Source organism: Arthrobacter pascens (assembly GCF_030815585.1).
GTDB lineage: Bacteria > Actinomycetota > Actinomycetes > Actinomycetales > Micrococcaceae > Arthrobacter > Arthrobacter pascens_A.
Genome location: NZ_JAUSWY010000001.1, coordinates 1,867,860 through 1,887,891, shown reverse-complemented (window position 1 = coordinate 1,887,891; position 20,032 = coordinate 1,867,860). Strand labels below are relative to the sequence as shown.

At 65.3% G+C, this 20,032-nt stretch carries 15 protein-coding genes; 7 read left to right on the top strand and 8 right to left on the bottom strand.

From position 1 onward, the window contains the following. Positions 1-7: 7 nt before the first annotated feature. Positions 8-2,647, bottom strand: a complete 2,640-nt coding sequence (gene pepN, locus QFZ30_RS08835) for an aminopeptidase N (RefSeq protein ID WP_307075353.1) — start codon at positions 2,645-2,647, stop codon at positions 8-10. Between the two features lie 39 nt (positions 2,648-2,686). Then, complete coding sequence (locus QFZ30_RS08830; protein WP_307080170.1) at positions 2,687-3,724, bottom strand: YeiH family protein; 1,038 nt, start codon at positions 3,722-3,724, stop codon at positions 2,687-2,689. Positions 3,725-3,922: 198 nt separating this feature from the next. On the opposite strand from QFZ30_RS08830, the gene QFZ30_RS08825 reads away from it, so the two are divergent. The 3 genes from QFZ30_RS08825 to QFZ30_RS08815 all read left to right on the top strand — a co-directional run bounded on the left by QFZ30_RS08825 (position 3,923) and on the right by QFZ30_RS08815 (position 7,317). Further along, positions 3,923-5,479, top strand: a complete 1,557-nt coding sequence (locus tag QFZ30_RS08825; RefSeq protein ID WP_307075351.1) for a circularly permuted type 2 ATP-grasp protein — start codon at positions 3,923-3,925, stop codon at positions 5,477-5,479. Between the two features lie 63 nt (positions 5,480-5,542). Then, positions 5,543-6,469 carry an alpha-E domain-containing protein gene (locus QFZ30_RS08820; RefSeq protein ID WP_307075349.1) on the top strand — a complete coding sequence of 309 codons (927 nt, stop codon included), beginning with the start codon at positions 5,543-5,545 and terminating at the stop codon, positions 6,467-6,469. Then, positions 6,466-7,317: a transglutaminase family protein gene (locus QFZ30_RS08815; protein WP_307075347.1), complete on the top strand. Its 852-nt coding sequence runs from the start codon at positions 6,466-6,468 to the stop codon at positions 7,315-7,317. Before QFZ30_RS08820 ends, QFZ30_RS08815 begins: the two co-directional genes overlap by 4 nt. A 25-nt stretch (positions 7,318-7,342) precedes the next feature. Here the strand turns inward: QFZ30_RS08815 and QFZ30_RS08810 are convergent, their stop codons facing one another. From QFZ30_RS08810 to glgC, 3 genes are all read right to left on the bottom strand, one after another. Continuing rightward, complete coding sequence (locus tag QFZ30_RS08810) at positions 7,343-7,810, bottom strand: pyridoxamine 5'-phosphate oxidase family protein (protein WP_307075345.1); 468 nt, start codon at positions 7,808-7,810, stop codon at positions 7,343-7,345. A 96-nt stretch (positions 7,811-7,906) separates the two neighbouring features. Continuing rightward, entirely contained in the window at positions 7,907-9,358 is a 1,452-nt protein-coding gene (locus QFZ30_RS08805) for an SDR family NAD(P)-dependent oxidoreductase (protein WP_307075343.1), read from the bottom strand. Between the two features lie 62 nt (positions 9,359-9,420). Then, positions 9,421-10,830, bottom strand: coding sequence for a glucose-1-phosphate adenylyltransferase (gene glgC, locus QFZ30_RS08800; protein WP_307075341.1), 1,410 nt, complete (start codon positions 10,828-10,830; stop codon positions 9,421-9,423). Between the two features lie 100 nt (positions 10,831-10,930). Here glgC and glgA point away from each other — a divergent pair, with 100 nt between their 5' ends. Beyond that, positions 10,931-12,127 (top strand): glycogen synthase, encoded by a 1,197-nt coding sequence (gene glgA, locus QFZ30_RS08795; protein ID WP_307075339.1) that lies wholly within the window; start codon positions 10,931-10,933, stop codon positions 12,125-12,127. Between the two features lie 135 nt (positions 12,128-12,262). Here the strand turns inward: glgA and QFZ30_RS08790 are convergent, their stop codons facing one another. Continuing rightward, positions 12,263-14,416, bottom strand: a complete 2,154-nt coding sequence (locus QFZ30_RS08790) for an acyl-CoA dehydrogenase family protein (RefSeq protein WP_307075337.1) — start codon at positions 14,414-14,416, stop codon at positions 12,263-12,265. A 99-nt stretch (positions 14,417-14,515) separates the two neighbouring features. Continuing rightward, entirely contained in the window at positions 14,516-15,208 is a 693-nt protein-coding gene (locus tag QFZ30_RS08785; RefSeq protein ID WP_307075335.1) for a TetR/AcrR family transcriptional regulator, read from the bottom strand. Positions 15,209-15,269: 61 nt separating this feature from the next. Here QFZ30_RS08785 and QFZ30_RS08780 point away from each other — a divergent pair, with 61 nt between their 5' ends. The 3 genes from QFZ30_RS08780 to QFZ30_RS08770 are packed head-to-tail and all read left to right on the top strand — an operon-like array spanning position 15,270 to position 18,896. Next, a complete protein-coding gene (locus tag QFZ30_RS08780) occupies positions 15,270-16,637 on the top strand; it encodes an acetyl-CoA C-acetyltransferase (protein WP_307075333.1) in 1,368 nt (455 codons plus the stop codon). Positions 16,638-16,647: 10 nt separating this feature from the next. Beyond that, positions 16,648-17,988, top strand: a complete 1,341-nt coding sequence (locus tag QFZ30_RS08775; protein ID WP_307075331.1) for a 3-oxoacyl-ACP reductase — start codon at positions 16,648-16,650, stop codon at positions 17,986-17,988. After that, positions 17,985-18,896, top strand: a complete 912-nt coding sequence (locus QFZ30_RS08770; RefSeq protein WP_307075329.1) for a MaoC/PaaZ C-terminal domain-containing protein — start codon at positions 17,985-17,987, stop codon at positions 18,894-18,896. Before QFZ30_RS08775 ends, QFZ30_RS08770 begins: the two co-directional genes overlap by 4 nt. On the opposite strand, the gene QFZ30_RS08765 is transcribed toward QFZ30_RS08770, so the two are convergent. Continuing rightward, positions 18,893-19,945, bottom strand: a complete 1,053-nt coding sequence (locus QFZ30_RS08765; RefSeq protein ID WP_307080168.1) for an FUSC family protein — start codon at positions 19,943-19,945, stop codon at positions 18,893-18,895. The genes QFZ30_RS08770 and QFZ30_RS08765 overlap by 4 nt on opposite strands. Between the last annotated feature and the right edge of the window lie 87 nt (positions 19,946-20,032).

Below are 20,032 nucleotides of genomic sequence, written 5' to 3'. Positions count from 1 at the left end.
GACCGGTTTATCGGACGGGGAAGCCAGCTTCCTGCGCCGGAACGGAACGCAGTTGCGCGGTGAGGGCCCGGAGCAGGTGGCTACGCTGCTCTACGATGATCCGGCGCAATGCGTGCGGAGCATCAGCGTTTGCGGCCAGCCACGTATCCGTGCGGCGCACCACCGGGTGCTCCTCAGGCCGGGTGCCGTCAACGGGAAGGTCCTGCGCCAGGGGATACAGCCCACGGACAATCCGGCTGGCGATTTCGATGCTCCGCCCTTCCCAGACGCTGCGGAGGCAGTCGAAGTACGGCTCGACGTAGGGCTCCAGCAGGGCGGCGGGGGCCGTCGTGAAGCCGGCAATGGTGGCACTGAGGAGCTGGTTGGACAGCTCCGTCCCGTGCACGGCTGCTTTCCAGGTGGCCGCTTTAACCTCCGGATCCGGGCGGGCGGCGAGCGCCGTCGCATGGCCCGCACGGCCGGACGCGGTCCTGTCGCGGGCCAGTTCGGCGTCAAGCTGGGCCGTGGTGGCGTGGCCGTTGGCCGCCAGCGCATGCCAGATATTCCAGCGGAGCTCTGCGTCCAGGGCAAGGCCCTCCACCAGAACCGTCCCGTCCAGGAGGCCGTGGAGCCGGGGGAGGAGGGCAGCGTCATGCCGGCTGATGGCGGCCACGGTCCGGGCCCAGGCGAGCTGATGGTCGGAGCCCGGTGGCGCCTCGTCGAGCTGGGCGTCCGCGGCCGCCAGGAAGGCCGCCCGTACGGCACCCCGTCGGTCCACGGGGGTGTAGCGTTCGACGGCGGTGGACGCGTTGTCGAGGATGTTCAGCAGGACGCCGATCCCTGATTCGGCCGGCCCAAAAGCCCTCACCGCGTCAACGTAGCGGGCGGCTGGACTCTCTCCGTCCCGTGCCGAGTTCCACAGCGCCGTCCAGCAGAGGGCCCGGGCCATCGGATCGGTGATCCTGTCCAGCGACTCCAGCACGGTGGCCTCCGCGGCCGGATCCAGCCTCACCTTGGCATAGCTGAGGTCCTCGTCGTTGAGCAGCAGGAGGGCGGGCCGCGGCTGGCCGGCAAGCTCAGGCAGGTCCGTCCGCGCTCCCACAACGTCAAATTCCACGCTTGCTGTCCTGACCAGGGCGCCGTCGCCGTCGAAGTTGTAGAAGCCCAAGCGCAGCCGGTGCGGGCGCGGCTCCTGCCGTCCGCTGACGGGATCCTCCGCCTCCTGGACGATTGTCACAGGGCCGAGGACGCCGTCGTGCGCTCCGGTCTCCACCGCCAGTGTGGAGATGCCGGACGTCTGCAGCCACTGGGCCGCCCAGCCGGCAAGATCCCGGCCGGACGAGGCGCTGAGTGCCTCCAGCAGGTCGGCCAGGGTGGTGTTACCGTACGCGTGCTTACGGAAGTAGTGCCGGGAGCCTGCGATGAACGCGTCAAACCCCACATAGGCCACCAACTGCTTGAGCACAGACGCGCCCTTTGCATAGGTGATGCCGTCGAAGTTCTGCTTGGCCGCCTCCAGGTCCGGGACGTCGGCCACGATCGGGTGCGTGGTGGGCAGTTGGTCCTGGACGTACGCCCATGCCTTGCGTTTGTTCGCGAAGTTCACCCACGCTGTGTCCCAGTCCGTGGCCCGGTCCACGCCGAGCGTCCCCATGTAGTCGGCAAAAGATTCCTTGAGCCACAGGTCGTCCCACCACTGCATGGTCACAAGGTCGCCGAACCACATGTGGGCCATTTCGTGCATCAGTGTGTTCGCCCGGGACTGGTACTGCGAATCCGTGGCGCGGGAGGTGAATACGTAGCTCTCGGTGAAGGTCACCAGTCCCGGGTTTTCCATTGCTCCCAGGTTGTACTCGGGGACAAAGGCCTGGTCGTACTTGCCCCAGGGGTAGGGGAAATCGAAGAGGCGGTTGAAGAAGTCCAGGCCGCTCTTGGTCAGCCGGAACAGCTCTGCGGTATCAAAGGACTCCGCCATGGACGCCCGGCAGTAGAGCGCCAGCGGCACATCCAGCGACGTGCCGTCGTCGAGCTTTCCGCTCCAACGGTCCTGGGCCTTGAAATACGGACCGGCGAGGACAGCGGTGATGTAAGTGGACATCGGCTTGGTGGGGGCGAAATCCCAGCGGCTTGTGGCAGGATCGCTGGTCAACTCCGTACGGCTCGCCTCCACTCCGTTGGACGCCACCTCCCAGCCGGACGGTGCCAGGACGTGGAAGGTAAACTCCGCCTTGAGGTCGGGCTGCTCGAAGTTGGCGAACACGCGCCGGGCGTCGGCCGGCTCGTACTGCGTGTACAGGTAGCACTGGCCGTCGGCGGGATCCACAAAACGGTGCATGCCCTCGCCTGAGCGGCTGTAAAGTGCGGTGCCCGTGACCGTAACCTGGTTCTCAGCCTGCAGGTTGTCGAGCCGGATCCTCGCACCCTCCAGGACGTCGGCCACGCGCAGGCCCTTGCCATTGAGGAAGACGCTGTGCACGTCGCCGCCAATGAAGTCCAGGAAGGTGGACTGTCCCGGCTCCGCGGAGAAATTGATGACACTGCGGCTCGTGTACCCCGCGATGTCCGGATCCGCCGCCTGGCGGACATCCAGGGAGACATCGTAGCTGTGGGTTGTGATCAGGGCTGAACGTTCGGCGGCTTCATCGCGCTGCAGATTCTCATTCGACACCCAGCTATCTAATCACGGGGCACTTCTGACCTCGCTGCCCTAGGCGGTCATCAGCAGGGCGGCCCCCAAGCCCAGCAGCGCAATCAGGAGCCACGCCACCAGGGCGGCGAGCAGTGCACGTGATCCGGTGTGCAGCAGCGTGCGGATCCGCACTGCGGACCCCAGCCCGAACAGCGCCGCGCCCAGCAGGATGTCCTGGAGCCCCGCTCCGGCATCGAGCCAGCCTGGCGCCAGCCACCCGGTGGAGCGCAGGGCCACCATCGCCACGAAGCCCACGACGAACAGGGGCACCACCGGGGGCAGCGCTCCCGCCACCGATGACGCCAGCGCCGCAGCGTCACCCAGCGACGTGCTACGTGCCGCCTCGTCACGGCGCCGTCTGGCGGCGCTGAACCGCTGCTGCACACCGGCCACGGCAACCATCGGCGCCAGCAGGAGCACGCGGGTGAGCTTAACCACGACGGCGATTCCGAGAGCCGCCGTACCGGCGGTCTGCGCTGTTGCAACTACCTGGCCGACGTCGTGCACGGACGCGCCTGTCCAGGCACCGAACGCAACGGAGCTGAGCTGCAGGGGATGCACCAGCAGCGGCAGCACCCCGATCGCCAGTGTTCCGCAGAGCGTCACCAGCGCCACCGGCAGCACTGTGTCCACGTGCCGGATCCGGCGCACAGCAGCCATGGCACCGATGGCGGATGCGCCGCAGATCGAAAAGCCGGTGGCCACCAGCAGTGATGTCTCCCGCGGAAGCCGGAAAAGCCTGGCGACGAGGTAGGTGCCGCCGAAACCCGCCAGCACCACTCCCGCAATCAGAAGCAAGGCCAGCCAGCCCAGGCCCAGGACATCCATGATGCTGACCTTCAGGCCCAGCATGACGATTCCGCCGCGCATGAAATGCTTGCCTGCGAAGTCGAGGCCGGGCCTGGCCCGTCCGGCTATCCACACTGCTGTGCCGGGCAGGTTTGCGGCGAGCAGGCCCAGGACAACGGCCAGGGTCATCGCGGGAAGGACGGGCACCAGCGCATGGACAGCGAACGCCACCGCCAGGGCAACGGCGGCTGACAGCAGGCCCGGCATGAGGCGGTCCGGACTGCCGTGCAGTGGATTGAGCTGTCCGCTGTTCCGTCCACCTCTGGTGACTCTGCGGCTTCTGTTCACTGGCACTCACCCACTTTGCCGGAAAGGACAGGAATCCACGAACCAGCGGGCCGCTTCAACACGCCACAATGGGTAGCAGTAATGATTTCGAAACGAAAAGATGGTTGGCTAAAGGACATGTCAGACCTATTCCAGGATTACTCCGAGGCTGCCGGGAGAACCGGCGCCTACGACGAGATGTTCGCCCCCGGCCAGGAAACCCGTGATTCCTATTCCCAGGTCGCGGATGCCCTGCGGAAACTCTCCCTCGCCGATGTCAGTGCCCGGGCGGATTCGATGGCTCGGACGTTCCTGGACCGCGGCGTGACCTTTGACTTCGCAGGGGAGGAGCGGCCCTTCCCCCTGGACATTGTTCCCCGCGTAATCCCCAAGGACGAGTGGGATGTGCTGGAGCGTGGCGTGGCCCAGCGGGTACGGGCCCTTGAGGCGTTCCTGGACGATGTCTATGACAAGATGAACGTGGTGGCCGATGGCGTCATTCCTCGCCAGCTCGTGACCACCAGCGCCCACTTCCACCGCCAGGTGCAGGGCTTCGAGCCCGCGGGCGGCGTCCGCGTTCACATTTCCGGCATCGACGTCGTCCGTGATGCTGCCGGCACCTTCCGAGTCCTGGAGGACAACGTCAGGGTTCCCTCCGGCGTCAGCTACGTCCTGGAGAACCGTCGGGCCATGGCCAAGGGCCTGCCGGAGGCTTTCGGCCAGCAGCTCATCCGGCCCGTGGAGGAGTACCCTCGCCGGTTGCTGTCGGCCCTGCGCAAAACGGCGCCCTCCGGCGTCGATGACCCTACCGTTGTGGTGCTCACCCCCGGCGTGTTCAACAGTGCCTATTTTGAACACACCCTGCTGGCCGGCCTGATGGGCGTCGAACTTGTTGAAGGCCGTGACCTCATCTGTCGCGGCAACCGCGTCTACATGCGGACCACCGCCGGCGAACAGCGCGTGGATGTGATCTATAAACGGATCGACGATGAGTTCCTCGACCCGCTGCAGTTCCGCTCGGACTCGATGCTCGGCTGCCCCGGCCTGGTCAATGCCGCCCGGGCAGGCGGCGTGACCATCGCGAACGCCGTGGGTAACGGCGTCGCGGACGACAAGCTGGTCTACAGCTACGTTCCGGACCTCATCCGCTACTACCTGAATGAGGAGCCCGTCATCGCGAACGTGGACACCTTCCGGCTGGAGGAGAAGGAAGCCCGGGAATACGTCCTGGACAATCTCGCCGAGCTGGTGGTGAAGCCCGTGGATGGCTCCGGCGGCAAGGGCCTCGTGATCGGGCCGGACGCCTCAAAGGACGAACTTGAGGCCCTCCGCAAGCGGGTCCTCGCGGATCCCCGCGGCTGGATCGCCCAGCCGGTGCTGCAACTTTCCACCGTGCCCACCCTGAGCGGCGACAAATTCGGCCCCCGGCACGTTGACCTGAGGCCCTTCGCCGTGAACGACGGCGACGACGTCTGGGTCCTTCCCGGTGGGCTCACCCGGGTGGCGCTGAAGGAGGGCTCGCTGATCGTGAATTCCAGCCAGGGCGGCGGTTCCAAGGACACATGGGTGCTGGCCGATTCGCCCCACGTCCCCGTGGAGACCGTGCCACGGCCATCCATCGCCATCCGAGAGCGTGTCTCGGTCTGGCCCGTCGAGAGCAACTGGCGCGACCGCCAGTCGGAGCAGCAGCAGTGAGCCGGGCAACTGTCCCGGTGGTTCCATTCACCGACGTTTCGGACGCCCAGGAGGTAGCCGCGAATGCTTAGCCGTATTGCTGAGTCCCTATTTTGGATCGGACGCTATGTTGAGCGGGCCGACGGTACGGCACGGATCCTGGACGTGCACCTTGAACGCCTGAACCACCTGCCCATGGAGGAACGCCGCAGCGTGGCGCAGGAGCTCCTCGCGGTGATGGGCGCCCGGCCCCAGAGTGAAGACTTCGGCCTGCCCGAACTTCTCCATGCCCTGGCCTACGACAAGACCAGCGCAACGTCCATCGCCGGATCGCTCGGCGCCGCACGTGAGAATGCCCGCCGTGCCCGCGAGACGGTTTCGTCCGGCCTGTGGGAGAGCCTTAACACCACCTACTACGGGCTGAGCCAGCACCGAAAAGACGTGGTGGGGACGTACCGCTTCTGTAACTGGACGCTGGAACGGACCGCAATGGTGAGCGGGCTTGCCGACACTACGGTGAGCCATGACGATAGCTGGCTGTTCCTGGTGCTGGGCCGCTCCCTGGAGCGGGCTGACATGACGGCCCGCATGCTCTCAACAAGGGATGTACTCTCCGCAGGGATGTCCTGGGTCAACATGCTGCGGTGCGCCGGAGCCTACGAATCCTTCCTGCGCACCCGTCGGGCTGCTTTCGGCGACCAGCACGCCGCGGAGTTTCTCCTGCTGGACCGCCTGTTTCCGCGCTCCATCGTGTACGCCCTGCGCGACGCCGATGAGTGCCTGGCCAAACTGGACCCCTCGGCGCAGCGCGTGGGCTTCATGAACGATGCGCGCCGGATCGTGGGTCAGGCCCGGACCTTCCTCGAGTTCCATCGGACGGACGACCTCATGTCCGAGCTGCCTGAACACATGGAACGTGTGCAGAAGGCAGTGTCGCAGGCCTCGGACGCCATTTCCCGTAAGTACTTCAATCAGGCGGACGAACTGGCCTGGGTGGGAGAAGTTTCATGACCCGGCTGAATATCATCCACACCACGGGATACAAGTACAACAAGCGCGTCACGCTGTCCTACAACGAGGCCCGCATGACGCCGTTGACGGACGCCCAGCAGGTGGTGCTGGAATCCGTGCTCAAGGTGTCGCCGACGCAGGCGGCGGTGAGCAGCTACCGCGATTACTGGGGCACCAGGGTGACGGCGTTCGACATGCAGATGCCGCATGACCACCTTGAAGTCGTCTCCAACATCACCGTTGAGGTGCACCGTTCGGAAAGAGTTCCTTCCGACGCCGACATCGCCGGCTGGGACGCAATGTCCTCCCCGGAAACACTGAACACGTTCAGCGACTGGCTGCCGCAGTCACAGCTCAGCGCTCCGGGCGAAGAGGTCCTGGCGATCATTCCCCGAGTGGTCGAGGACAGGAATCCGCACGAAGCGGCCTTGGCCATATTCGAATGGATGCGCGGTGAGATGACCTACATGTCAGGCTCCACCGCAGTCACCACCAACGCGGAGGAGGCCTGGGGCCAACGGCAGGGCGTCTGCCAGGACCTTGCCCACCTCGCCATCGGTGCCCTGCGCAGCTGCGGCATCCCGGCGCGTTACGTTTCCGGGTATCTGCACCCGCGGTCGACGGCGGGCATCGGCGAGACCGTGGCCGGCCAGTCGCATGCGTGGCTGGAGTGGTGGGACGGCGACTGGCGGAGCTGGGACCCCACCAATCACAAGCCGGCCGACGACTACCACGTCACCGTTGCCAAGGGCAGAGACTACCGCGACGTGCCCCCGCTGAAGGGCATACTGTCCGGCGGTGGAGGATCAGCGCTGAGCGTCAGCGTGGAGATCACCCAGCTGGCTTAGGGTGGTGGGGCCGGAGCCGCCCGGCCTACTCCGGGGCTGTCTTGACCGCTGGGCTGAGCTGGGTCCACCACGTCATGGGCGCGGTGACCCTGAATCGCCTGCCGGTGATCGAATCAGGACTCACGCGGATAAAGGCGTCTTTCTTTCCTGCCTGCCAGGGAAACAGGTAGAGGGCGGCCGTGTCCAGGATATGCTCCGTTCCTGTGATGGCCGCTGCAGGTCCTTTCACCACAACGCTCCAGGCCTGCCCGCTGATGGCGTCCACGCCGTCGGCTTCCATTGCCACCAGGGCACCGCCGGTTGACCCGGCCAGCTTGGTTCCTTCGCCCGTCCGAAACACCAGCGTCCCGCCGTCCACGGTGTAGTTGATGGGAAAGATGTCAGGCTGGCCGTCCACCAGGACTGCCAGCCTGCCGACTGAGACCGTCCGCAACATGGCCCAGCATTGGTGGTGTTCCAAGTTCTGCACTTCGGAGGATGACTCGCTGCTCATGCCGCTGAGCCTACGCCTAAGCCAGAGGTCAGCATAGGGATCCGCCGGCGGGTATCGGCGTGCGGTGCCTGGCAGGAATCCGGCGGGAGTCCCTCCTTACCAGGGGCTGGGCTTGTAGTCCTTCAGGAAGACCCCGAACTGGTCCTCGCCCTTTTCACCCATAACGATGGGATCGTAGACGCGGGCCGCGCCGTCAACCAGGTCCAGCGGCGCATGGAAGCCTTCTTCCATGAGCCGGACCTTGGTGAAGTGCGGGCGTTCATCGGTGATCCACCCGGTGTCCACGGCGGTCATGAGAATCCCGTCGGCCTCCAGCATTTCCTGGGCGCTGGTCCGGGTCATCATATTCAGCGCTGCTTTGGCCATGTTGGTGTGCGGATGGCCTGGCCCCTTGTACGCGCGGGAGAACTGGCCTTCCATCGCGGAGACGTTCACAATGTATTTCCGGCGCGCTGTTGAGTGTTTCATGGCTTCGCGCAGCCGGCTGACCAGCAGGAACGGTGCCGTCACGTTGCAGAGCTGCACCTCCAGCAGCTCCAGTGGATCGACCTCGTCAAGCACCTGCGTCCAGCTGTTGATGGCAGCCACGTCCGGGACCAGCCCGCCGGCATCGATGGCGGTACCGGAAGCGATCCGCTCCAGCGAAGCAGATCCGGTGGAGAGAGCCAGAGACGTGATGGCATCGCCGGCCAGCACGGGGTGCTCGGTGACAGTGCTGGCCAGCGCGAGCGGGTGCTTGTCGTGGGCGTGGCCGAATGTCAACAGTACCGGCCCGCCGTTTGCTGCCTCAAGTGCGGCGGGCAGCGGCTCGTCCTCTGCGTCCACCAGTGGTTTGTAGGCGTTGCCCGAGCGGCGCACCGTTTGGGCGGCGTTGTTGATGATGATGTCAAGGGGGCCCGCAGCGTTCAGGGAATCGGTCAGGGCCATGACCTGGGAGGGATCGCGCAGGTCTATGCCCACTATCTGCAGCCGGTGCAGCCAGTCCCCGCTGTCCTCCGTGGCGGCGAACCGGCGTGCGGCATCCTTGGGAAACCTGGTGGTGATGGTGGTGTGGGCTCCGTCCCGCAGCAGGCGCAGGGCGATGTACATGCCGATTTTCGCCCGCCCGCCGGTCAACAGTGCCCGGCGGCCGGTGAGGTCGGTTCGGGCATCGCGCTTGCTATGGCTGAAAGCGGCGCACTCGGGGCAAAGCTGGTGGTAGAAGGCGTCCACCTGGGTGTAGTGCTGCTTGCAGATGTAGCACGGGCGTGACCGGATGAGGTGCCCGGCCACCTTGCCTGTGGCCGACGTCTCGAGCTTGTTGCCGCGGGTTTCGTCGTCGATGCGGTCCGGCGCTGCTGTAGCCGTCTGCGCTATCACGGCGCGGTCTGCTTCGGAGATCAGATCACGCTTGGTCACCCGCCGGTGCCGCTTGACGGCCTTGAACATCTTCCCGGTGGCACGCCGCACCGAGACGAAGTCCGGGTGTTCTTCGTCGTAGACGTGGATGGAGTTCAAAACCTTGAGGCAGGCCTGGATTTCCGCAGGCGTCAGATCGGGGGAGCTCATTGTACCGATTTTACAGCCTTGCGAAGATCCGGCCTGCCCTTGCCTTCAGGGCAGCCCGGCCGTCAGGAACGCAGGGCGGCCTGTGGAGCCTTTCTGCCAGACCCGGCCTGCGCGCCTGCCGCCTGCTCCACCGATTCCCGGAGTTCCGGGTAGTTGGCGGTGGCCGCTTTGACGGCATTGGGAACCTGGTGAAGGTTCTTGGCGGAGAGTGCGCGTTCCGCGTCTCCGGGTTCCGGCACTTCCTGGCCCTTGGACAGCACAGTGATGCCGGATTCGGTCACCTTGAAACCACGGGCCCGGTCCAGCTCCGGGTCCAGCCCGATCGCGGCGCCCGCCGGAACCTTGACGTTCTTGTCGATAATGGCCCGGTTGACCACAGCGCCCTCGCCGATGTTCACCTTGTCCATCAGAACGGAGTCGAGCACTCGGCTGCGGGTTCCTACGAAGACGTCGTTGGAGAGGACGGAGCCTTCCACGATGCCGCCGGAGATCACCACGCCATTAGCCACAATGGAATCCAGGGCGGTGCCCACGGCGTTGTTTTCCCCACGGACGAACTTGGCAGGCGGCGAAATGGTCTGCCGGGTGTAGATGGGCCACTCGGAGTTGTACAGGTTGAAGACCGGGAGCGGGGAAATGAGGTCCATATGGGCGTCATAGAAGGAGTCGATGGTGCCGACGTCACGCCAGTAGGTGCGGTCACGCTCAGTGGAACCGGGGATGTCGTTGAGGGTGAAGTCGTAGACCCCCGCTTCCCCCTGGTTGACGAAGTACGGAATGATGTCCCCGCCCATGTCGTGCTTGGTGTCAAGGCGCTCGGCGTCAACGTGGAGTGCATCCACCAGGGCGTCCGCGTCGAACACGTAGTTGCCCATCGATGCCAGGAACTGAGTGGGATCCGCGGCCAAGCCGGGCGTGGTGGCGGGCTTCTCCACAAACGCGGCGATTTTCTGCGGATCGTCCTGGTCCACCTCGATGACGCCGAACTGGTTGGCCATGTTCAGCGGCTGCCGCACTGCGGCTACGGTGGCCTTGGCCCCGCTGAGAACGTGCTGTTCCACCATCTGGCCAAAGTCCATGCGGTAGACGTGATCGGCTCCGACAACCACCACAATGTCCGGGTTGGAGTCGCGGATCAGGTTCAGGGACTGATAGATGGCGTTGGCGCTGCCAAGGAACCAGCTCTTGCCGACGCGCTGCTGCGCGGGTACCGAGGCCACATAGTTGCCCAACTGCGTGGACATCCGCCAGGTTTCGGAGATATGTCGGTCAAGGCTGTGCGATTTGTACTGCGTCAGGACGACGATCTGGAGATAGCGGGAATTCACCAAGTTGGACAGGGCAAAGTCGATCAGCCGGTAGCTGCCGGCAAACGGGACGCCGGGCTTGGCCCTGTCGGCCGTCAACGGCATGAGTCGGTTTCCCTCGCCGCCGGCAAGGACAATGGCCAGGACTTTTTTATTCAACGGCATGTGGTCGCTCCTGTACGCCTTCGTAACTTCCCCAACAGTCCGGCACGCCCGGACTCCTTCACACTAGAACAGTTCAACCGTAACGACTACCTTGGGTACCGTGCGAATAGACATTGTGACTAAAGAATTCCCGCCGGAGATTTATGGTGGCGCGGGTGTCCACGTTGCCGAGCTGAGCCGCGTCCTGGCCCAGCACGTCGACCTGCAGGTGCGTGCTTTCGGGGCGCCCCGCGACGCCGACTACCACGGCGCCGGGGTGACTTCCTATGCCGTACCCGAGGATTTGGGGTCGGCCAACGCCGCGGTCCAGACTCTCGGAGTCGATCTGCGGATCGTGCCCGACATTGAGGGCGCTGATCTTGTCCACTCGCACACTTGGTACGCCAACATGGCAGGGCATCTGGCGTCCCTGCTGCACGGCATTCCACATGTGCTGAGCGCACACAGCCTCGAACCGCTGAGGCCCTGGAAGGCCGAGCAGCTCGGCGGAGGCTACGCGCTCTCCTCCTGGGTGGAAAAGACCGCCTACGAAGCCGCTGCGGCCATCATCGCCGTCTCAGAGGGGATGCGCCAGGACATCCTGCGCAGCTACCCGGAGGTTGACCCCGCCAAGGTCCGCGTGGTCCACAACGGCATCGATGTGGACCTGTGGAACCGCGATGAAGGCGAAGACGCCATTCGCGCGCTGGGAATTGACCCGCAGAAACCCAGCGTGGTCTTTGTGGGACGCAATACGCGCCAGAAGGGTGTTCCGTACCTGCTCCGCGCCGCTGCCAAGCTGCCGGCCGATGTGCAGCTGGTGCTGTGCCTTGGGGCTGCGGATACACCCGAGCTTGCGGCCGAGACGGCCCGCCTGATCGAGGAACTGCAGCGACAGCGCACCGGCGTTTTCCTCATTGAACGGATGCTTCCGCGCAACGAGCTCATCCAGGTGCTCAGCCACGCCACCGCCTTTGCCTGCCCGTCAATCTACGAACCGCTGGGCATCGTGAACCTTGAGGCCATGGCGTGTGGCGCTGCAGTGGTGGCCAGCGCTACCGGCGGCATCCCGGAGGTGGTCCAGCACGGAGAGACGGGCCTGCTCGTGGAACTGGAACAGGTCACCGACGGCACCGGAACGCCTCTGGATCCGGAGAAGTTCGTGACCGAATTCGCCGCCGCCCTGACCGAGGTCGTGTCCGATCCCGAGCGCGCACGGGCTATGGGGCAGGCCGGCCGCCGCCGCGCCGAGGAGCATTTCTCCTGGGATTCGATCACGGAAACAACGCTTGAGGTGTACCGCTCGGTGCTTTCCTGAGACCGGTGCTTTCCTGAAACCACTGGTTTCCTGACGGCTAGACCCTTCCTAGGTCATGACGACGGCGCCGCTCCCCACCCAAGGGGAGCGGCGCCGTCGTCGTCTTCCCGGCCGCATGAACGCCGAGATGGCTGCTCAGCGCCGGGCTGACCCGGGGGTGACGGAGGCTTTGGCGTGTGCCGCCGCAGCAGCAGAGGTGCGGGCGAGCAGCACCTTCTCCTCCACCGGGGCCTGGCCGTTGGCCCGCTGCGACCGCATATAGGCCCGCGCCTCATCCTGCCGGGCTTTCTCCGCGCCGGTGGCGATGGCGGCGCGGATGTGATCCTCACCGTAGCCAAACGCATCCACCAGGTCCAGCGCGCGCGGGCGGATCTTCACCAGAAGCCTGTTGATGTACTGACCCACCGTCCGGCCCCGCTGCATCGACAGCCGGCCGTTCATGAGATACCAGGCCAGGTTCTTCTCGATGAGCGAGAGCCCGAACAGGTCGCGAAGCCACGTCAGCACCGTTTTGGTGCCCGGATCGCTGGTGTCTCGAAGGGCCTCCGTGAAGGCCTCCCACTGCAGGAGCTCGGCGTGCGCCTGCGCGGCTTCGATCAGTTCGTTCTGGTGCTGGTTGAAGAGCGCAGCACCTTGCTCCTGGGGCAGCCTGTTGGCGCCCTTCAGGGCCGCACCCACCTCTGCCACCATTGTCTGTACCCGGTCTGTCAGCAGGGCCCGCTGGCTTTCCTCGTCCCTCAAGGCAAGGGCAGCTTTCTGCACCGAACCGGTATCGGCCACGAACTGCGCAACCTGCCGCAGTCCCGTGCGGTGGATGGCGACGCCTCTTGCCTGTCCAACCACGTAGCGGGCGAGGACACCGAAATCAACGTTCCGGAACTCCTTCGCGTAGTCCGCCAGCAGCCGTTTGGCCACCAGCTGGAGCAGCACGGTGTTGTCACCCTCAAACGTCACATAGATGTCCAGGTCCGCCCTGAGTGAGGCGAATCGGTTTTCGATCAGGAAGCCCGCGCCGCCGCATGCCTCTCGGCATTCCTGCAGCGTGTCCAGGGCGTGCCAGGTGCTGAGCGGTTTGAGGGCGGCAGCCAGGGTTTCCAGGTCCTGCCGGTCCTCGTCAGTGTCTTGGGCTCCGGAAAAGACGTCGTCGAACTTCTGGAGCAGCTGCTCATGGGCGAAGCCCGCGGCGTAGGTGGTGGCCAGCCGCGTGAACAGGCGCCGCTGGTGGCGCTGGTAGTCCAAAAGGACTTCCTCGTCGGTATGTGACGAGGCGTTGAACTGCTTCCGTTCAGTGGCATAGCGGATGGCCGCCGTGAGTGCGATCTTGGAAGCGGCAACTGCGGCACCGTCCAGCGACACCCGGCCCTGGACGAGCGTCCCGAGCATGGTGAAGAACCGGCGCCCCGGACTCGCAATGGGCGACGTGTACGTACCGTCGGAGGCCACCTTGCCATAGCGGTTGAGGAGATTCGAGCGCGGTATGCGGACGTTGTTGAAATGCAGCCGGCCGTTGTCGATGCCGTTGAGGCCTCCTTTGACGCCGTCGTCCTCGCCGCCGATGCCCGGGAGGAACTCCTTGGTCTCCGGATCGCGGAGGTCCACATAGAACGCATGCACACCGTGGTTGATGCCCTTGGTCACCAACTGGGCGAAGACCACCGCACCGAGCCCGTCGATGGCCGCGTTGCCGATGTAGTCCTTCCACGCCGCGCGGAACGGCGTGTGCACCACGAACTCTTGGGTTCCGGCATCGTAGGTGGCGGTGGTGGCGATACTGGCAACGTCGGAGCCGTGGCCGGTCTCCGTCATCGCGAAGCAGCCCGGGATGTCCAGGCTCATGATGCCGGGGAGCCACTTGGCATGGTGTTCTTCCGTGCCGAGATGCATCACTGCCGAGCCGAAGAGGCCCCACTGGACGCCGGCTTTGATCTGCAGGGAAGGGTCTGCGGTGACAAGTTCCTCGAACCCGGCGATGTTGCCGCCGTGGTCATCGGAACCGCCCAGCGCTGCCGGGAAGGCCCGGTGGACGGCTTCGTTGTCCACCAGGTACTTCAGCTGGCTGAACGTGCGGGTCCGGTGGTCCGAGTGGGTCAGTCCCTCCGTCTTGTGCAGCTCCGGCCGGGCAGCCAGCCCCCGCGCCTGCAGACGGACGCCGGCCCACTTGCCCAGGAGCTGTTCACCCAGCGCGGCGACGTCCACTGCAGGCTGTCCGCCGGCAGGGTTTGCGGCCCCCGTCCTGCCGGCGGCAGGCCGCGGCCCCTTACCGGCGGGGCGGTCCACTACTTCAGTCATGTCAATGTCCTTCGTTGGTTCTGACAGGTGGGGTTGATGTGGTGAAAGGCTTGTTGTGTGTGGCAGATGGTCCGCGGTGCGGGCCGGACCGGACCGGAATTACGGCGACCTGGAAGGGTCAAGCTCAGGCGCGATTCCCACACACAGCCAAGCCGTAATCTGGCGTGCCATGGCTTCCTGGTCAGGCCTTGCCGGTGAATCCGGCGTGCTGAGCCACTGTTCACCGGCGTTTCGGACCAGCCCGATCGCGGCGGTGGGCCAATATCCGATCACGGCCTCCTTGCCATCGCCCAGATGGGTCCGCATCGGAGCCGCGATCATTTCTCCAACGGAGTCGAAGAAATGGCCCAGAGCCCCTGAAATTGCCGCTGAGCCGTGGTTGCCATCGGTCTCGCCGAGAGAATAGCGGGTCACAAAGCTGTAGACGTTCGGACTGGTCTCCGCCATTTGGAGGTACGCGGAAACCATGGCCAGCAGGCCTTCGCGCGGGGTCTGGGCACTTTGGGCGGCCTCACGGATACGGCGCTGCATCTGGCTTAGAACAACTTCCCCGACGGCTTGCTGGAGGCCCGCCTTATCGCCAAAGTAGCGGTAAAAAACCGATTTCGATGTCCCGGCGGCGGCTGCGATCTCCTCCATGGAAGCATCGCTGCCGAGCGCATGGACTGCCCGCCGTGCCGACTTGATGAGTTCCCGGCGGCGTTCCTCCCGATGCGTCTGCCAGCGGGCCGATCGGCCGTCGGCGCTGCCGGCCGTGGACGACGGCGGAGCTTGTGGTTGGAGGTTGTTCACGATACCCAGCGTATCAGGTACGCTGGGTATCGGTAACCGCAAAGTATCAGAGGAGACTCACATGTCCGTCGATGGACAGTCCGCCACAGGACCCCAGGAATACAGCAGCCCAGCTGCCCCCGGAGTAACCCGGACGCTCCGCAAAGCTGTGATCGTGGGCGGAAACAGGATTCCCTTTGCCCGGTCCGGCGGCGCCTACACCAAGTCTTCGAACCAGGACATGCTGACGGCCGCAATGGACGGCCTCATCGCCAGGTTTGGCCTCCAGGATGAGCGGATCGGGGAGGTTGCGGCGGGAGCGGTCCTGAAGCATTCAAGGGACTTCAACCTCACACGCGAGGCTGTCCTGGGCTCGGCGCTGTCTGCCGAGACGCCGGCCTACGACGTGCAGCAGGCGTGCGCCACAGGCCTGGAGACCGTTCTAAGCCTTGCCAACAAGATCAAGCTGGGCCAGGTTGACTCCGCCATCGCCGGCGGGGTGGACTCGGCGTCGGACGCACCCATAGCTGTGAGTGAGGGACTGCGCGGGGTGCTCCTGGACCTCAACCGTGCCAAGACCCTTCCACAGCGCCTGCAGGTGCTTAGCCGCCTGCGTCCCAAGGACCTGGCTCCTGACGCGCCGGGCACCGGCGAGCCACGCACCGGCCTGTCCATGGGGGAGCACCAGGCATTGACCACTGCGCAGTGGAAAATTTCCCGCGAGGCGCAGGATGAACTCGCTTTCAAGAGCCACCGCAATCTGGCGGCCGCGTACGACTCAGGTTTCTTTGATGACCTCCTGACGCCCTACCGCGGGCTCGCCCGGGATTCCAACCTGCGGCCGGACACCACGCTGGAGAAGCTGGCAACGCTGAAGCCGGTGTTTGGAAAGAACCTTGGCGCGGAAGCCACCATGACGGCGGGCAACTCCACCCCGTTGACGGATGGCGCCTCCACGGTCCTGCTGGCGTCGGAAGAATGGGCAGACACCCATGATCTTCCCAAACTTGCAACAGTAGTGGACGGCGAAGCTGCTGCCGTGGATTTTGTCCACGGTAAGGACGGGCTGCTGATGGCGCCTGCGTTTGCCGTCCCGCGCCTCCTGGCCCGCAACGGCCTGACCTTGGCGGATTTTGATTTCTTCGAAATCCACGAAGCCTTCGCGGGTACGGTCCTGAGTACCCTTGCGGCCTGGGAGGATGAGGAGTTCGGCCGTACCCGGCTCGGCCTTGACGGTGCATTCGGCACCATCGACCGCACCAAGCTCAATGTCAACGGCTCCTCCCTCGCCGCCGGGCATCCCTTCGCCGCTACCGGCGGACGCATCGTTGCCTCCCTCGCAAAGATGCTGCAGGCCGAGGGCAGGGTAGACGGCCGGCCGGCCCGTGGGCTCATTTCGATCTGCGCCGCCGGCGGCCAGGGCGTCGTCGCAATTCTCGAAGCACTCTAGGGGGCACCGGATGACAGACAAGTACACGGAGTTGGTCAGCCATGGGCTGGGCAAGAACGTTGCCAGGAAACTTGGCCTTCCTCAGCCGGCGCTGCTGCGCCGGTACAAACCGGGACAGGCCCTGGTTACCGGGCCCATCCTGGTTCAGGGAACCACGGCCGAAGCCGACGGTCTGGCAGCCGCCCTGCTTTCCTGGGACCTGGACGTCCGGCGCCATGCGGTGCCCCGTGAAAAGCTGGGAGCCATCATCCTTGTCCTGGACGAGCTGGCCCGGCCAGAGGACCTGGAAAAGCCAGTCCTGTCAGCAGCATCCTCCTTGCGGGACCTCGCACCCAGCGCCCGCTTCATCACGGTCTCCCGGCCTGCCGCCGAGGCCGGCAATCCGCCCCAAGCGGCCGCACGGCAGGGAGTGGACGGCTTCCTGCGTTCACTGGCGAAGGAACTCCGTGCAGGCGCAACAGCCAATGGCATCCTCCTCGCCGAGGGTGTCCCGGCCACCAGTCCCAGTGCCCTGGGAGCTGTCTGGTTTTTCCTCTCCGGCCGGTCGGCGTTTGTGGACGGACAGTTTCTCACCATTACGACGGCGGCCGGCCAGCTTCCTGCCGACTTCGACAAGCCCCTTGCGGGGAAAGTGGCCGTTGTCACTGGCGCCGCCCGCGGCATCGGCGCAGCCATCGCACGGACCCTCCACCGGGACGGAGCCACGTTGGTGCTGGTTGATATTCCGGCGGCAGGGGATCACCTCGCCAGGGTTGCCAACGAGGTCCGTGGAACCGCCCTGCAGCTGGACGTCAGCCGGGATGACGCGGGCCAGCGGATCCTCGATCATGCGGTGCAGCGTCACGGCCGCCTGGACATTGTCATCCATAACGCCGGCATCACCCGGGACAAGCTGCTGGCCAACATGGACCATTCGCGCTGGAGTTCCGTGCTGGACATCAATATCTCTTCCCAGCTCAGAATCAACGAAGCCCTGCTCGCCTCAGAGCATTTCGGCGGCTCACCACGGGTTGTGTCCGTAGCATCCACCAGCGGCATTGCGGGCAACAGAGGGCAGACCAACTATGCTGCGTCGAAGGGGGGAGTCATGGGGATGGTCCGCGCCACAGCCCCTCTGCTGTCCGCCCGCGGCGGTACCATCAATGCGGTGGCGCCGGGGTTCATCGAAACGGAAATGACTGCCCGGATCCCGTTTGCGGTCAGGGAAGTGGGCCGGCGGCTCAACTCCCTCCAGCAGGGAGGCCAACCTTCCGACGTCGCCGAAGCCATCGCCTTCCTGGCCAGTGACGCCGCCGGCGGAATCAACGGGGACGTGCTGCGCGTTTGCGGACAGAACCTGGTGGGGGCATGACCACTGTCCAGCCGGTCATCCTGGGGGAGATGCCGTCACTCTCCAAGCTCTACGTCAACGGAGCCGCCCAGGCGGCCCGCCGCCGGGTGCTGGGGACCCACAGCGGTTCCGCACTGCCGGAAGCCGGCCACGAAGTGAGGGGTGTGACTCCCGACGTCGGCGTCCTCACCGCATACCAACACCTCATCGGGGAAACCGCCGGCGACGTCCTCCCCGCCGGCTTTATCCACGCTCTCGCCTTTCCCCTTGCCATGAGCGTCATGAACAGGGATGATTTTCCCCTGCCGCTCCTGGGCATGGTCCACCTCAACAACCATGTTGAGCAGCGCTCCCCGGTCTTCTTCACGGAGCCCTTGGACATCACGGCGAGAGTAGGGAACCTGCGGGGGCACCGTGCTGGAACGCAGTTGGACGTCATTGCGGAGGTCCGGGGTGCGGGCACGGCGGACATCCGCTGGACGGGCGTTTCCACCTACCTCGCCAGAGGCGTGTTCCTGCCAGGAATCGACAAACCGTCCGCTTCGAGCGGCCCTGCGGAATTCAAGGTGCCGAACCCTACGGCAATGTGGCGGCTGGGGGTCGACACGGGGAGGGCCTACGCTGCTGTTTCCGGTGACTTCAACCCAATCCACCTCAGCGTCCTGTCGGCCAAGGCATTGGGCATGCGCCGCTCCATAGCGCATGGAATGTACCTCGCCGCGAGGGCGCTCGCAGATATCGGGGCGGCCAAGGGCGATTCGTTCAGCTGGAAAGTCGACTTCGATTCGCCGGTGTTCCTCCCGGCCCGTGTTGCGTTGGACATCAGCACGGTCCAGGCGGCGGGCGGGGCCTGGCAACGGTCGGATTTCGCGGCATGGAACCCGGGCTCCGGCCGCAGATACTTCAGCGGTTCCGTGGCGGCGCTCTAGGACGCTGGCCGCACTGCCCGCAGAATGCGGTGCAGGCTCAGGAGTATGGATTCGGACGCGGCAACCTCGGTTTCGTCCGGTTTCCGCTCCGCATTCGCCGCTTTGCAGGCCACCAATGCTTTCTCAGCTGCAGTGAACAGTTCCCGCTGCACCGCAACATCCTCGCCGTTGAATGAAGACAAGAGCTCACCTGTGGCGGTCATGGCATCGGCCAGCGGGCCGCTGTCCTGGAATGGCACGAAATAGGGCACATCGTCCTCCCAGATGACGTCAGACAGGACTTCGGTCATGTCCTGGATGTGAAAGGTCACACGCTCAAGCACGCGCAGGTTGCGGTAGTCAAGGTCCACATCCCGGGGATGGAGCCGGCGGCGCGGATTGGCCCTGCGGCTGGCGTCCGCTTCCTGGACGAGATGGCGTACCGTCCGTGCGGCGGCGGCCAGGTCTTCCGAGCGGCGGGACCAGTCCTCATGCTCCGGGGGCCACTTCTCCTTCAGCGCGGCCCCCATGTCCGTCAACTGCCTACCCAGCGCAAGCCGGAGCTCACCCAGGCTCGCAGCAGCGGCGTTGAAGTGCAACGGAGGAAAGATGAGGAAGTTCACGGCGATTCCAACCGCGACGCCGACGCCCATCTGGATGAGGTAACCGAAGGAAAAGTCGTCGGGATTGCTGCCGCCCACCAGCAGAACCAGCAGGGCCGCCGTCGGAATCCAGTCCCGGCCCGTACCAAGACGGGGAAGGCCCCCGAGCAGTACGCCCAGGCCCATAACAATCGCGACCGTGAGCGGGGACGGATCACTGAAATTGACCAGCAGGAAGGCGAGTCCGATTCCCATGGCCAGTCCCACGAGCGTCTGCAGGCCCTGCCGGACCGAGCCCGCCACATTGTGATACATCGAAACGAGCGCGCCCAGCGGCGCGTAGTAGGGATACTCGGCCGCGGCGCCGGGCATCAGCGGGGCAACAAGAAAAGCGAGGCCGGCTGCGAGACCGGCTTTGGCAGCCAATTGCAGGCGATGGCCGCTGAACGCTTCCGATACCCCGGCCACTGCTCTGCCCAGAAGACGGGTTCCCTTGGCCCGCCGGGCTCCCGGCTGCAGTTGACTTTCACCCATCCGCTTCACACTAGGGGCCGA